Raw genomic sequence first — 13803 nt, 5'->3', positions numbered from 1 at the left:
GGAATGCGCTTGTTAGACCGGCATATGTCACTGCTCAGTGGCTCGCTGCGTACATTAATGCAGCGCGAAAGCGACCGCCGACGCTGGGCAGATTCCCCCTACGCATGGCTGTTTCAGCCCTACATGGGGGAAGAAATGGTGGCGCTTGCCTGCCAGGTTAGCCCAGGCCAAGCGCCGGTGGTCAGCGTCGCTGCTGTTGTCTTAAGCCCAGGGAGAGTGCAGACCAGCCGAGCCTGGGTGGCTACCCTGGCAGAAGAGCAGAACAGCAACGTCCCCGCGCTGCGGCGACATCATCAGCTGTATGCGACGGACATGGTGCTGGCGCCTAACGCTGAGCATCTTGGGGCGCTAGCTGAATTCATTGGTAATCGGCCGCTAATTGGTTGGCAGTTAGGCCGCTCGGTGGAACACCTAAATCTTTTGTTTAAAGCAGGGTTGGGATTTGGTTTGCCCAATGCCCAGGTCGATGTTGGTAAGCTACACTATCGCCAACTGCGTCGCTTACATCCGCAGTGTGAGACGAACGGCCGCCTAACCGAAGCGCTCGCTCGTTGGCAAATGCCCGCTCTTCAATGGATGGGAGTGCTGGGGGATGCAACCGCAAGCGCGCTTTTATATCTGCGTTTGCAGCGCGAGATCGCCCAGCAGGGATAGTCGTTACTATCCTCACGGGATGAATCCACGGGTTTATCTTGGGTGGACGTGGTGAGTCTTGTTAGAATGCCCGCTGCTTCTTCTACCATCGGCAGTGCCTACACCATGCTACAACCTGACTATTTTGACCCCGCAGCGCCTGATACTGTTTCTGTTGACAGCCCTGCTGTTAATAGCGCACAGACACCATCCGAGCATCACGCCGCTAAACAAAAGCGTGAATTTAATAAGCTACAAAAGCGCTTACGGCGAGAGGTTGGCAACGCCATCATTGATTATCAAATGATTGGTGAAGGTGACAAAGTGATGGTGTGCCTGTCTGGCGGCAAAGATAGCTATACGATGCTGGAGATACTGCTTAACCTGCAGCGCAACGCGCCGGTTAACTTCTCTCTGGTCGCCGTCAATATGGATCAAAAACAGCCAGGCTTCCCGGAGCATGTGCTGCCCCAGTACCTAGATAAAGTGGGGGTTGAATACCACATTCTAGAGCGTGACACCTACTCGGTGGTGAAAGAGAAAACCCCAGAAGGAAAAACGACCTGCGCGCTCTGCTCACGACTAAGACGTGGCTCTCTTTATGGGTTTGCCGAGGAAATTGGGGCAACGAAAATTGCCTTAGGGCATCATCGTGAAGATATTTTAGAAACGTTATTTCTTAACATGTTCTTTGGTGGCACTTTGAAAGCAATGCCTCCCAAGCTTTTATCTGACGATGGCAAGAATATTGTCATTCGCCCCCTTGCCTACTGCAAAGAGGCTGATATTGCAGAGTTTTCTCGGCTAATGGAATTCCCCATTATCCCCTGCAACTTATGTGGCTCTCAGCCCAATCTCCAGCGTCAAGTCGTCAAAGATATGTTGGCTGAGTGGGATAAAAAACATCCAGGACGCCTAGAAAGCATGTTTAAAGCGGTGACCAATGTAGCGCCTTCCCAGCTAGCAGACCGCCGTTTATTTGACTTTGCTGGCCTTGAAGCCAAACAAGCGGCGTTGATGGAAGGGCGTATTCAGGCGCTTAGCGTGGACTAGCCGACTGTTCTTCCTCTTCAGCTAGCGTGATGAGGCGCCGCATATCTAAAATATTAACCTCGCGCCCTGAAACAGCCACCACCTCTTGCTGTTGAAAGCGGCTAAGAATACGGCTGACCGTTTCTACCGCCAAGCCTAAGTAATTGCCGATGTCGGCGCGGGACATGGAGAGTCTGAAGCTATAAGGCGAGTATCCACGTCGGCGAAAACGGTCTGAAAGGGTGACTAAAAAGCTGGCTAGTCGTTGATCGGCCGTCTTGCGCGATAGCAAGCGCATCATGCGCCGGTCATCTCGCAATTCTTTGCTCATGCTCCGATAAAGCTGGCCACGTAGTTCGGGCAGTTCTTCGGAAAGCAGGTCCAAACGGTCAAATGGGATCTCACATACCGTTGTGGTTTCCAGTGCAATGACGCTACCGGGGTAGTGCTCTTCGTCAATTCCATCTAATCCTACTAGTTCGCTGGGAAGGTAGAAATTTGTCAGCTGATCATTGCCGTTCCCTTCGCTGGTCACCTGTTTCAGGCTGCCTGAGCGGACGGCATACACACTGGTGAAGTGATCACCCTGGCGAAACAGGGGCTCGCCTTTTTTGAGCGGTGCGCGGCGGCGAATGATGGCATCAAACTGGCTCATGTCCTCAAGCTCTAAGGCGAGCGGTAGACACAACGAGCTTAGGCTACAGGTCTGACAGCGCGCCTCTTGCAGCAGTGAGCGTCGTTGGCTGGCGGGGTGTGGCATATCATTCTCCCTTTCTCGTTAGCCATCATAGGCCCAGAGGCAAGACGTCTCAAGAAGCTTATACAATCTTAGAGTAGCGCTGAGTAGGCTGATCAGCTAGGCGAGCATCAAAGGCCATCGCCAAATGGCGAATCAGCAGCCGTCCAGTGGGGGTGGCGCTAATAACTTGCTGATGGCGAGTGATTAAGCCGTCTTGCTCAGCTGTCTTCAATTGCTCAATTGCGGTGGAGAAATAGTCATTAGCATCGATGTGCCAACGCTTTCCAACTGCCGCTAGATCAATGTGCATGTCGCACATTAGCCGTTCAATCACGTCTCTTCGTATTAGGTCGTCCTTATTTAACCTTAATCCTTTGACGGTTGCCAGCTTACCTTGATCTAAGGCTGCTTCATATTGGTCAAGCTGAGTCGGGTTTTGTGCGTAAACGTCGTCAACCCGTGATATAGCGGATACGCCTAAGCCAACTAAATCGCACTGTGCATGGCTAGAGTAGCCCTGGAAATTGCGTTGTAAGGTGCCGTTGCGCTGTGCAATCGCCAGGCTATCGTCAGGTCGTGCAAAGTGATCCATGCCAATATGCACATAGCCTGCGTTAGTCAGCATTTCTATGGTGGTATGCAAAATAGCCAGCTTTTCATCAGCGCTGGGGAGGTCCGTTTCGTTAATGCGTCGTTGTGGCGCAAAGCGGGTGGGCATGTGCGCATAATTAAATACGGACAGCCGTGCCGGGTTGAGTTCGATGACTTGACTTAGCGTCTCAGCAAAGCTTTTTTCGGTTTGAAATGGCAGCCCATAAATTAAATCAAGATTGAGTGAGCGAAAACCAAGACGGTGTGCTTCTTCCATCAACGTTTCGGTGAGTACCCGGGGTTGTACTCGGTTGATGGCTTTTTGTACCTGCAGATTTAAATCCTGCACGCCAAGGCTTAGTCGATTAAAGCCGAGAGACTGTAGATGGCGCAACGTAAATACATCTGCTTCACGAGGATCTATTTCAATAGCGTAATCGCGATCGGCTGAGCTAGATAAACCAAAACGGGCATCTAGGCGGTCAATTAGGTCCCCCATCTGTGCCAAGGTTAGAAATGTGGGCGTACCACCACCCCAGTGTAACTGTTGCACCGGGCGTGAAGTGTCTAAATGGCGGGCAGTGAGCACCATTTCTCGATCTAGCCGAGAAAGGTAAGGTTCTGCAAGGGCGGTATTCTTCGTTGCGATTTTATTGCAAGCGCAGTAGAAGCAAATTTTTCGACAAAAGGGTACATGTACATACAGTGATAGCGGGCGGTGGCTCTCGTTACTGCGCGCTAGCGCCTGAGTAAAGTCATCGGCACTAAACTGCTCATGAAACGCTAGAGCTGTCGGGTAGGACGTGTAACGTGGGCCACTTTTGTCATAGCGACGCAGCAGCGTTTCATTCCAGGCATTAGCCCCAGACACATCAGTGTTGGTAGGTGAGAAGGCAGCAGTGGCATGAACGGGCATGGCGAGCGCTCCGAAGTGAGAAGTAAACAAAAGGAGTGACTGAGCGCCGTCGCTCAGTGTTCTCTCGGCATGCTACGTCGGTGTCACTTGGAATGCGTTGAGCTATATCAAACTATAGGAGGGTCTGACTAATGCGCTGTTAGAGGAATAAGCGTCCATAGCTGCCAAAGGGCGAAACTTATAATCGACAGTGCGGCGACGCTGCGAGTGGCAGGGTGGCGAATTAAATGGCTTAACTGCTGTGCTGCAAGTCCTGTTGCCAGCAGAGCAGGGAGTGTACCCAGGCCAAAAGCCCCCATTAGAAGCGCGCCATCGAGTGGGTCTGCAATCGCTAAGCTCCAGGCTAGCATGGAGTAAACCAGCCCACAGGGCAGCCAGCCCCACAGTGTCCCTAGGGCGAAGGCTTGAGGAAGATGGACGACAGGCATCAGGCGTCTTCCCACTGGCTCAATATATCGCCAAAGGTGCCTTCCCACCGCTTCTACTTTCAGCAGTCCTTTCCACCAGTTGGCGATATAGAGCGCCATTAAGATGAGCATCAATGCGGCGAAAGCCTGCAATGCAACACGTGCAGACGGAGAAAGTGAGATAAGTGTGCCAAGTGCAGCAACAATGGCACCCGCCACCATATAGCTGAGAATGCGTCCGGCGTTATAGCTAATCAGCAGCCCACCCATGCGGGCAGGGTGTCGCATGCTAGGCGGTACGGCAAAGGTCAGCGCGCTCATAATGCCGCCACACATGCCGATACAGTGGGCGCCGCCCATTAAGCCAAATACAAACGCGGCTAGCAGGGGCGGTAAATCAAGTCCCGTCGGATTCATGCGGGCGGCTCTTGGTTATCTTGAGAAGAAGAGCCGCTTTTTTTACGTGCGGCACGCTGCTCGGGAGTCAGGTCATTCTCATCATCGTCGAATAGAATGCGGTGGGCTGGGCCTTCCAAATCGTCAAACTGGTCGTGCTTCACGGCCCAGAAAAACGCCCACACCGCGAGGCCCAGAAGAGTGAGTGAAAGTGGAATCAGTAAGTATAAAATCGTCATGCCGTCACCGGTGTTGATAGGGCAATCTGAGGGGCGGGCGGGGTACGCCAGCGAGTAAGACGCAGCGCGTTACCTACCACAATCAGGGAGCTTAGCGACATGCCAATCGCAGCGAGCCAGGGGGGGATTAACCCCATTGCTGCTAAAGGCAGTGCCGAAAAGTTGTAGCAAACCGACCACATCATATTTTGGCGCATAATTCGGCGTGTGGCGCAGGAAATATCAATCGCCTCAAAAATACGCATTAGGCGTGGACTGAGCAATATCGCGTCGGCGCGGGTACGGGCGAGGTCTGTGGCGCCATTCATAGCAATGGCAACGTCAGCGCCAGCTAATACCGGCACATCATTGATACCGTCACCGATCATCACGACACGCTCACCGCTGGCTTGTAACTCACGTAGTCGTGCCAGCTTGCCCTCAGGCGATTTGCCAGCGTGCCACGTGGTAATATTGAGCTGTTCTGCCAAGCTCTCTACCGCTTCTTGCGTGTCACCAGAAAGTAGTTCTACTTCCAATCCACGGGCTTGAAGTGCGGCAACGGTTTGAGCCGCATCTTCACGAATGCCATCGTGTAGCTTGAACCAGGCACGTGGTGCGCTGTTTTCACTGAGTAAAAGCCACTGGCCGGTGCTTGGTGGAGGCAGTGTGGTTGTCGTCGCAAAATCAGGTTTGCCTAATCGCCATGTTGCGCCGTTTAAAGTGCCTTCTAGCCCGCTTCCAGTCACACTTTTGATGTTGCGTGCCTGCAGAGTGGCATCTCTAAATGGGCGAAAAGCTCTGGCTATGGGGTGTTCAGAGTGTGCCTCTAGCGCCGCCGCGATGGCTTGGGCATGCTCTTCACTGAGCGTCGTATCGCTGTGGGCGAGATGCTGTTGGTCAATAGGGTGCGTTTGGGTCAGCTGCATTTCGCCGCGGGTCAGCGTACCGGTCTTATCAAAGATCACGCGGGTGACGTTGGAGAGTGATTCGATCGCGTCAGCACGTGTAATTAGTACGCCTCGCTGGCGCAATTGGCCATGCCCTGCTGTCAGCGCAGTGGGGGTGGCCAGCGCCAGTGCACAAGGGCAAGTGACTACTAATACCGAGAGTAGTACCCATAGCACACGAGATGGATCAATAAACCACCATGCTACGGTGACACACGCGGTAACGATCAGCAGTCGTAATACAAACAGGTGCGCCATACGCGCCGCCATCTGGGCAAGTCGTGGGCGACTTGCAAAGGCGCGATCGGTTAAATCGACAATACCGGCCACTCTGGCGCTATTGCCAGCATGGGTTACCTTTATGATGAGCGGGTTTTCCATGTTTTGGCTGCCACCCACCACGCTTTCGCCTACCCGTCGAGTCACTGGCAAATACTCGCCGGTCAGCATCGACTCATCAAGGCTGGATTCGCCGTCTTCGATAATGCCGTCAGCGGGAACGCCATGACCGGGCTTGATGAGCACGCGGTCGCCTTCTTTAAGTTCACTGGCAGGCAGAATGCGTTCACTGCCATCCGCTTCAAGGCGAATAGCAGACACTGGCAAAACGCCGCTCAGCGCATTGCCGCTGTGGCCGCTGCGCCGCCTGGCCCTACCTTCTACATAACGGCCAAATAGCAAGAAGAAGGTAAACATGGCGACCGAGTCGAAATAAACATCGCCAACGTTAAACAGCACTGCATAACTGCTCGCCAAATAGGCGCCGCCAATGGCTAGCGAGACCGGCACATCCATGCCAAGAACGCCGGTTTTCAGATCACGCAATGCGTTACGGAAAAAAGGCTGCGCTGAGAAAAATACCACGGGCGTGGCTAGGGCAAACGATAGCCAGTGAAACAGAGCGTAAAAGTCTTCGCTAAGCTCACCTGGCCCCGATACATAAATGGGAATGGAGAACATCATGACCTGCATCATCCCGACAGCCGCGACAATCAGGCGGCGCACATTCATGCGTTCTTCATGTTGTAAGCGCGTTTGGGCTTGATCAGGTTCATAGGGCTGCGCATCGTAGCCAATGGCCGCTAGTTCAGCGAACAGCTGTGAGAGGTTGATGACGGCGGGGTCCCAGCTCACACGTAGGCGATGATGGGTAAGGTTGACCGCGCTAGAAGTAACGCCATCAAGTGCATTCAAACGGTGTTCAATGAGCCAGGCGCAGGCTGCACAGGTGATGCCGTCTATTGCTAGTGTGGCTCGTACTTGTCCTTCGTCACCCTCTGGGTGAACAAACTGCGCTTGCAGCCCTGGGTCATCAAATACCGACCAGGTTTCTGCTTTGGCAGCTTGGCGCTCGTCAGGGCGCTCTGGCATTTCTGTGCGATAGCGATAATAGCTCTCCAACCCGCCATCAACGATGGCGTGGGCGACGGCTTCGCAACCTGGGCAGCATAGTGGTTTGGATGTGTCGTCAATGTTAATTCGCCACGGTGCCCCTTCGGGCACCGGGTTGCCGCAGTGGTAGCAGCTAAGGGCGGTCGTGGTCATTCGTTCTCCGAGCGCCCGCCAGGTAGTAGTGCAATCGTGTTTTCGTCAGGAAAGCGTGCTTCTCCGATAAGGCGCCATTCTGATTCATCGCCTTGCTCTGGCTGTAGCTGTAGATACCAGCGATAGCGCAGATTGTCAGGTCCTTGAGTGATGTAGCGGCCTTCGCGCACATGCTCTAGTACAAACGACTGGTCACGATCGTCTTCGGTGGGAAAGATAAGATCTAGATAGAGCTTATCTGGGCGAGCATCACCCGCAAGATCAACAACAATATCGCTGGTCAGCGGATCAATGCGTAACTCGGCACTTAAATTTAAAGCGCGCGCTTGCTCTTGCTTGGCGAATACCATGTTAATTGCTTTGCCGTGCTCGTAGTAATCTTCTTGTACCACCATACCGTCGTAGCTTTTGATCGACATAACCGCAAAGGTCGTGCTGACAATAATGGAGGAGAACAGCAAGCCTAACAAAAACCATGGCCAGAACTGTTTGTACCAAGGCGTAATCGTAGGGTCTGACATAACGCATTTATCTCCTGGCGTTACCTAAGAAGCGGGCTTCACGCTCCTGACGGATTTGCTCATCTTGTTGTGCTTGTAGCACAAAAGTAATGGGGTGGCTGGGCTGGCTTAGATCTTGAGGGTTTGCAAGTACGGTGACTACCTGAATGCGAGATTCGCCTGCTGGCACGCTAATCGACGCGCTATCTAGCGTTAAGCTGGGTAGGCCTAACACACTGATTTGGTAAGTGTGTGGCTGGTTATCAAGGTTACGCACTGTAAGGCTGTAAACATTGCTGATTTGCCCTTCTCGGGTCATTTGATACAGCTGTGTGCGCTCACGCTCGGCGTCGAAACTAAGTGGTATGCGGTCGTTAACCGCCCAGGCAAACGCAACGACCATAATAATCAGCGCGGCAAAGTAGCCCAGCAGTCGAGGCCGTAAGATGTGGCTTTTCTTGCCTTCTAGCGCATTTTCCGTTGTGTAGCGAATAAGCCCTTTGGGGTAGCCCATTTTGTCCATGACGCTGTCACAGGCATCAATGCAGGCTGCACAGGTAATGCACTCGTACTGGAGCCCATCACGAATATCAATACCTGTTGGGCAAACCTGAACGCATAGCTCGCAGTCTATACAGTCGCCAAAGCCGGCTTCTCTCGCCTGAGTATGGCTAAGCGACTTCTTCCGCCGACCTCTTGGCTCGCCGCGTGCTTCGTCGTACGACACGATCAGCGTGTCGCGATCAAACATGACTGATTGGAAGCGCGCGTAGGGGCACATGTAAATACACACCTGCTCGCGCAGCCAGCCTGCATTTAAATAGGTAAATACTAAAAAGAAGCCAACCCAAAAATAGGACCAGCCATGGGCTTCTAGCGTAGGCAGTTCCGTTACTAGCGTGCGGATGGGGGTGAAGTAACCCACAAAAGTAATGCCAGTAGCCAAAGAAATCAGTAACCAAGCGGAATGTTTAGCTCCTTTCCGCCACGCTTTGTCAGCATTCATTGGCTGCTTGTCGAGCTTAATACGGTGGTTTCTAGATCCCTCTATGCGGTGCTCAAGCCAAATAAATAAGAATGTCCAGACGCTTTGTGGGCAGGTATAGCCGCACCAAACGCGTCCAGCAAAAACAGTAATAAAAAATAGTCCAAAGGCACAGATAATAAGCAGCCACGAAAGTAATACGAACTCTTGGGGATAAAATGTGGCAGCAAAAATATGAAACTCTCGGCCTGGAAGGTCAAACCAGATGGCAGGGCGGTCGCCCCAGTTCAGCCATGGAAGCAGGAAGAAGCCGAGCATAAGCGCCCAGTTGGCGCTGCGCCTTACTTTCTGGAAGAGCCCTTTAATTTCGCGCACATAAATATGTCGGCGCTTGGCATACATGCTCTGAGTTGTACTTTCCCCAGGGGTATGGTGCCCAACGGGCGGCGGCGTAATATCTTGGCTAGGTATTTTTTCCATGGCGATGATCGCAGCTCACTAAGGCGGGAATGGGCGGCAGCATGGATATCGTGGCGTTAAACCTGCGACGCTAGATAACACAACTGTATGCCGTGTCGCTAAATAGTAGTGTAACGGATAGCAAGGGTGTCTGGATGGGCGGTGGATGAAGAAAGGGTGCGGTATGAAACCGCACCCTCGTGCTACTACCTACAAGCGGTTGCTACTAACTAAGCGATTAGTCGTTGAAGCGTAGGCTGTAGACATAAGCGGCTACTAGATGAACACGCTCTTCACCGATATAAGCCGCTTGTGCTGGCATGTGGCCGTTGCGACCATTGCGCAGTGTTTGGCGGACAGAATCAGCAACGCTTTGTCCCGGTGCCAAATAGAGCCATACATCATCAGTCAGGTTGGGTGCGCCAAGCGCGGTATTTCCCGTTCCACTGGGTGTATGACATGCCGCGCACGCTGCTAGGAAAGTGCTTTCGCCACTGGCGGCACGGTCTGCATCATGCTCTTCGCCAGACATTGAGAGAACGTACTGAGTGAGGTTCTCAATGTTGTTCTCGCCAAGCTGCTGCCAGGCAGGCATTAATCCATTACGGCCATTATTCAACGTCGTCATGATGTTTTCCGGCTCACCGCCATACAGCCAGTCGTCATCGGTGAGGTTCGGGAAGCCGTAACCACCTTGGGCGTTAGAGCCGTGACATACCGCACAGTTGTTCAGGAAAACACGCTCTGCTACCCGCATTGCTTCAGCGTCTTTTGCCAATTCAGGAATAGGTATTTCCTGATACTGAGCAAAAATCGGTGTGAAGCGCTCTTCGGCATCAGCAACTTCTTCTTCCCACTGGCCTTCTTGGGACCAGCCCAAAATGCCTGCATAGTTACCTAGGCCTGGGTAAAGTACTAAGTAGCCCAGGGCAAAAATAACGGTGAGGATAAACAGCTTGAACCACCACTGGGGTAGTGCGTTGTCGTACTCTTCGATCCCATCAGCCGCGTGGCCAGTGGTTTCGATATTGCCATCAGCATCAGGTGTTTTATCGGTACGGCGGTTGGATAATAAGATCCAAACGCTCAGAGCGATAGTGCCCAGTGTGACGACAATGATCCAGGCGCTCCAGAAACTGGATAGGGAGTCACCCCATAAATTATTCATGTATTTTTATCTCCCCTGTCGTGGCGGGAATCCACTTCGTGCTCAGACGAAGCATGCTTGTCACGGGTCGGTTGCTTATCATCGTCATCGGCGAAAGGCAGGTTAGCTGCTTCGTCGAAGTCTGGTTTGCGTCGCTTGGAATAAGCCCATAAACAGATGCCAATAAAAGCGACAATCAATATCAGCGTGATAAGGCCGCGGAAAGTTCCCGTATCCATAACTTAACGAGTGCCCTCAAGCACGGTGCCTAACTGCTGCAAGTAGGCCACCAGTGCAGTAATTTCCTGAGTGCCGCGAACGTCTTCTGTCGCAGTGGCGATATCTTCATCGGTATATGGCACGCCTAACTGACGCAGGGTGCGCATTTTTGCCGGTGTCGATTCGCCATCCAAGGTGTTTTCAAACAGCCAAGGATATTCAGGCATGACTGACTCGGGTACCACATCTCGTGGGTTATAGAGGTGGGCACGGTGCCAATCATCACTATAGCGCCCACCTACGCGAGCAAGATCCGGCCCGGTGCGCTTGGAACCCCAAAGGAAGTTGTGTTCGTAAACCTGTTCGCCTGCCACGTTATAGTGGCCATAGCGTTCGGTTTCTGCCCTGAAGGGGCGAACCATCTGGGAGTGGCAGCCTACGCAGCCCTCGCGGCGGTATATGTCGCGCCCTTCCAGTTCCAGTGCGGTGAGAGGCTCGAGGCCCTCAACTGGCTCAGTTGTTTGCTTTTGAAAGAACAGCGGTACGACTTCGGCCAGGCCACCAAAGCTGATCGCAACCAGGATCAACACGGCGAGCAGGCCAACGTTCTTTTCAACAATCTCGTGTTTCATTGGTCTCAACTTCCCCGTTTTAAGCGGCTTGTGGCGCTGAATGGCTAATCGTTTCGCGACGTTTTACGGTCATGTAAACGTTGAATGCCATAATTAGCATGCCTGTTACCCAGAAGAGGCCGCCAATCATACGCACAAAGTAGCCGGGGCCACTGGCTTCGACAGACTCTACAAAGGTGTACATCAGCGTGCCGTCAGCATTAATCGCGCGCCACATTAGGCCTTGCATGATGCCGTTGACCCACATAGCGGCGATATACAACACAGTACCAATGGTGGCTAACCAGAAATGCACCGCAATCAGATTGACGGAGTACATCTCAGTACGCCCGAAGACCCGCGGGATCAGGTGGTACATAGAGCCAATGGTAATCATCGCTACCCAACCTAGTGCACCAGCATGCACGTGACCAATGGTCCAGTCGGTGTAATGCGACAGCGCGTTGACGGTCTTGATGGCCATCATTGGCCCTTCAAACGTCGACATGCCGTAGAACGACAGCGCTACCACCAGGAAGCGAAGTGTTGGATCGGTGCGCAGTTTATGCCAAGCGCCAGACAGGGTCATCATGCCGTTGATCATACCGCCCCAGGAAGGTGCAAGCAGAATGATAGACATAATCATACCCAGCGACTGTGCCCAGTTAGGCAGCGCTGTGTAGTGAAGGTGGTGGGGGCCTGCCCACATATAAATCATAATCAACGCCCAGAAATGGACGATGGAGAGACGGTAGGAATAGACCGGGCGTTCGGCCTGTTTTGGCACGAAGTAGTACATCATGCCCAGGAAGCCTGCCGTAAGGAAGAAACCGACCGCATTGTGGCCATACCACCACTGCACCATCGCATCTACCGCACCCGCATAAATCGAGGTGGAGTACATGGGGGTGACCGGAATAGCCGCATTATTAACGATGTGCAGCACCGCGACGGTCAAAATAAACGCTGCAAAGAACCAGTTCGCCACGTAAATATGGGAAGTGGTGCGCTTTTTAATCGTCATTAAGAAAACGATAGCGTAGCTAATCCAAACGACCGCAATCAAAATATTGATTGGCCATTCGAGCTCTGCATACTCTTTTGTAGTGGTATAGCCTAGCGGCAATGACACGACAGCCGAGAGAATAACCGCTTGCCATCCCCAGAAGGTGAACGCTGCGAGCTTGTCAGAGAACAGGCGAGTCTGACAGGTACGCTGTACGACATAGTAAGACGTCGCAAATAGCGCTGAGCCACCGAAGGCGAAGATAACAGCGTTAGTGTGTAACGGACGAAGGCGCCCGAAGCTTGTCCAAGGTAAGCCAAGGTTCAGTTGCGGCCAAACTAGCTGGGAGGCAAGGATAACGCCAAGCGTCATACCTACAATGCCCCACACAACGGTCATGATCGCGAACTGCCGAACTACCTTGTAGTTGTAGGTCGGGTGTTCCAGTGCTGTGCTCATTTCATGTTCCCATCGAACGCGGTTAGGGGGTAACCCGTAGCATTTTGCATTAGCATTTTGCCCGGGTGCGGCCACCCGCTTGATGATGCAGGTCAAGATCCGATAGAGATTCTATCGCAGCCGCGCCTTAAGCTGAACACGCCAATAGAAGTAACACTGAATTATTAGTAGTTAATCGTGTCTTATTACGCTGGTTCTGGTTTCGTCGATATACACCCAGCCGCTTTAAACGATGCGTTAGTTAATCCCAGCGTACAGCGGTTAATAGTGATTGGGCACGGCCCGCTTTCAGTTTTTGGGTCGCCCAAGGTGGGCCGAATACTACTTGCTCATGGCGCTGGGGCGGGTCATTGCTCTGTGTTTATGCGGCAATTTGCCGCGACGTTAGCAGCGCAAGGCATGCAGGTACTGGCAATTGATTTTCCCTACATGCAGCAGATTAACGAGCAGGGTAAACGCCGTCCGCCACCCCCCCATCAAGCAAACGGTGGCTAACTTTGCCTCATGGTACGCGCTACTGACGCCTTTGAGCGATCAGCCCTTGTGGGTGGGCGGTAAATCGATGGGTGGGCGTGTCGCCACTTTATTTGCCAGTGAAATGCTCGCCAATGACGTGCATGGTCCTGGCGTTATTGTCGCAGGCTATCCTTTCCATCCACCTAGAAAACCAGACAAAACCCGTTTGGAACATTTTCCCGCTATTCGTTGCCCCGTGCAGATTCTCCAGGGGGAACGAGATCCCTTTGGCAATGTAGATGAGGTTTCAGGCTATAACCTGCCTAATAATATTAACGTTGCTTGGCTTGCTGATGGCGATCATGATTTTAAACCTAGACGTGTTTCTGGATTAAATCAGCAAGTTTTGATTGACGAAGCGGCCATACTTGCGGCATCCTTCGTCCGCGCTCACCAAGCACGGTATGTGTGAGGAGTGGCAATACGCTGGTTTGAATCGAAAATTTGAACGCACCGTGTTGACATCTCACTAAG

At 52.7% G+C, this 13803-nt stretch carries 13 protein-coding genes and 1 pseudogene; 3 read left to right on the top strand and 11 right to left on the bottom strand.

The window, feature by feature from the left end; translation table 11 throughout:
* Nucleotides 1-3 precede the first annotated feature (3 nt).
* Nucleotides 4-654 (top strand): DNA polymerase III subunit epsilon, encoded by a 651-nt coding sequence (locus NDQ72_16245; protein WKD30425.1) that lies wholly within the window; start codon nt 4-6, stop codon nt 652-654.
* 66 nt (nt 655-720) lie between these two features.
* Complete coding sequence (gene ttcA, locus NDQ72_16240) at nt 721-1686, top strand: tRNA 2-thiocytidine(32) synthetase TtcA (protein ID WKD30424.1); 966 nt, start codon at nt 721-723, stop codon at nt 1684-1686.
* On the opposite strand, the gene fnr is transcribed toward ttcA, so the two are convergent.
* The 11 genes from fnr to ccoN form a co-directional block, all read right to left on the bottom strand.
* Nucleotides 1673-2425, bottom strand: a complete 753-nt coding sequence (gene fnr / locus NDQ72_16235) for a fumarate/nitrate reduction transcriptional regulator Fnr (GenBank protein ID WKD27579.1) — start codon at nt 2423-2425, stop codon at nt 1673-1675. The genes ttcA and fnr overlap by 14 nt on opposite strands.
* A 58-nt stretch (nt 2426-2483) precedes the next feature.
* Complete coding sequence (hemN, locus tag NDQ72_16230; GenBank protein ID WKD27578.1) at nt 2484-3911, bottom strand: oxygen-independent coproporphyrinogen III oxidase; 1428 nt, start codon at nt 3909-3911, stop codon at nt 2484-2486.
* Nucleotides 3912-4039: 128 nt separating this feature from the next.
* A complete protein-coding gene (locus NDQ72_16225; protein WKD27577.1) occupies nt 4040-4735 on the bottom strand; it encodes a sulfite exporter TauE/SafE family protein in 696 nt (231 codons plus the stop codon).
* Nucleotides 4732-4953: a cbb3-type cytochrome oxidase assembly protein CcoS gene (gene ccoS / locus NDQ72_16220; protein WKD27576.1), complete on the bottom strand. Its 222-nt coding sequence runs from the start codon at nt 4951-4953 to the stop codon at nt 4732-4734. Before ccoS ends, NDQ72_16225 begins: the two co-directional genes overlap by 4 nt.
* Nucleotides 4950-7427: a cadmium-translocating P-type ATPase gene (gene cadA / locus NDQ72_16215; GenBank protein WKD27575.1), complete on the bottom strand. Its 2478-nt coding sequence runs from the start codon at nt 7425-7427 to the stop codon at nt 4950-4952. Before cadA ends, ccoS begins: the two co-directional genes overlap by 4 nt.
* Entirely contained in the window at nt 7424-7948 is a 525-nt protein-coding gene (locus tag NDQ72_16210) for a FixH family protein (protein WKD27574.1), read from the bottom strand. Before NDQ72_16210 ends, cadA begins: the two co-directional genes overlap by 4 nt.
* 7 nt (nt 7949-7955) lie before the next feature.
* Complete coding sequence (gene ccoG, locus NDQ72_16205) at nt 7956-9392, bottom strand: cytochrome c oxidase accessory protein CcoG (protein WKD27573.1); 1437 nt, start codon at nt 9390-9392, stop codon at nt 7956-7958.
* Nucleotides 9393-9609: 217 nt separating this feature from the next.
* A complete protein-coding gene (ccoP, locus tag NDQ72_16200; protein WKD27572.1) occupies nt 9610-10539 on the bottom strand; it encodes a cytochrome-c oxidase, cbb3-type subunit III in 930 nt (309 codons plus the stop codon).
* The gene (locus tag NDQ72_16195) at nt 10536-10757 is read right to left on the bottom strand and encodes a CcoQ/FixQ family Cbb3-type cytochrome c oxidase assembly chaperone (GenBank protein ID WKD27571.1); all 222 of its coding nucleotides are present in this window, start codon (nt 10755-10757) and stop codon (nt 10536-10538) included. The genes ccoP and NDQ72_16195 overlap by 4 nt, the downstream gene beginning before the upstream one ends.
* 3 nt (nt 10758-10760) lie before the next feature.
* On the bottom strand, nt 10761-11369 hold the full coding sequence (gene ccoO / locus NDQ72_16190) for a cytochrome-c oxidase, cbb3-type subunit II (protein WKD27570.1): 609 nt from the start codon (nt 11367-11369) through the stop codon (nt 10761-10763).
* A 19-nt stretch (nt 11370-11388) separates the two neighbouring features.
* A complete protein-coding gene (ccoN, locus tag NDQ72_16185; protein WKD27569.1) occupies nt 11389-12813 on the bottom strand; it encodes a cytochrome-c oxidase, cbb3-type subunit I in 1425 nt (474 codons plus the stop codon).
* Nucleotides 12814-12990: 177 nt separating this feature from the next.
* On the opposite strand from ccoN, the pseudogene NDQ72_16180 reads away from it, so the two are divergent.
* A pseudogene (locus NDQ72_16180) lies at nt 12991-13741 on the top strand (alpha/beta fold hydrolase).
* Nucleotides 13742-13803 lie beyond the last annotated feature (62 nt).

Origin of the sequence: Halomonas sp. KG2 (assembly GCA_030440445.1) — a bacterium.
Taxonomy (GTDB): domain Bacteria; phylum Pseudomonadota; class Gammaproteobacteria; order Pseudomonadales; family Halomonadaceae; genus Vreelandella.
This window is presented reverse-complemented; position numbering and strand designations above follow the sequence as displayed.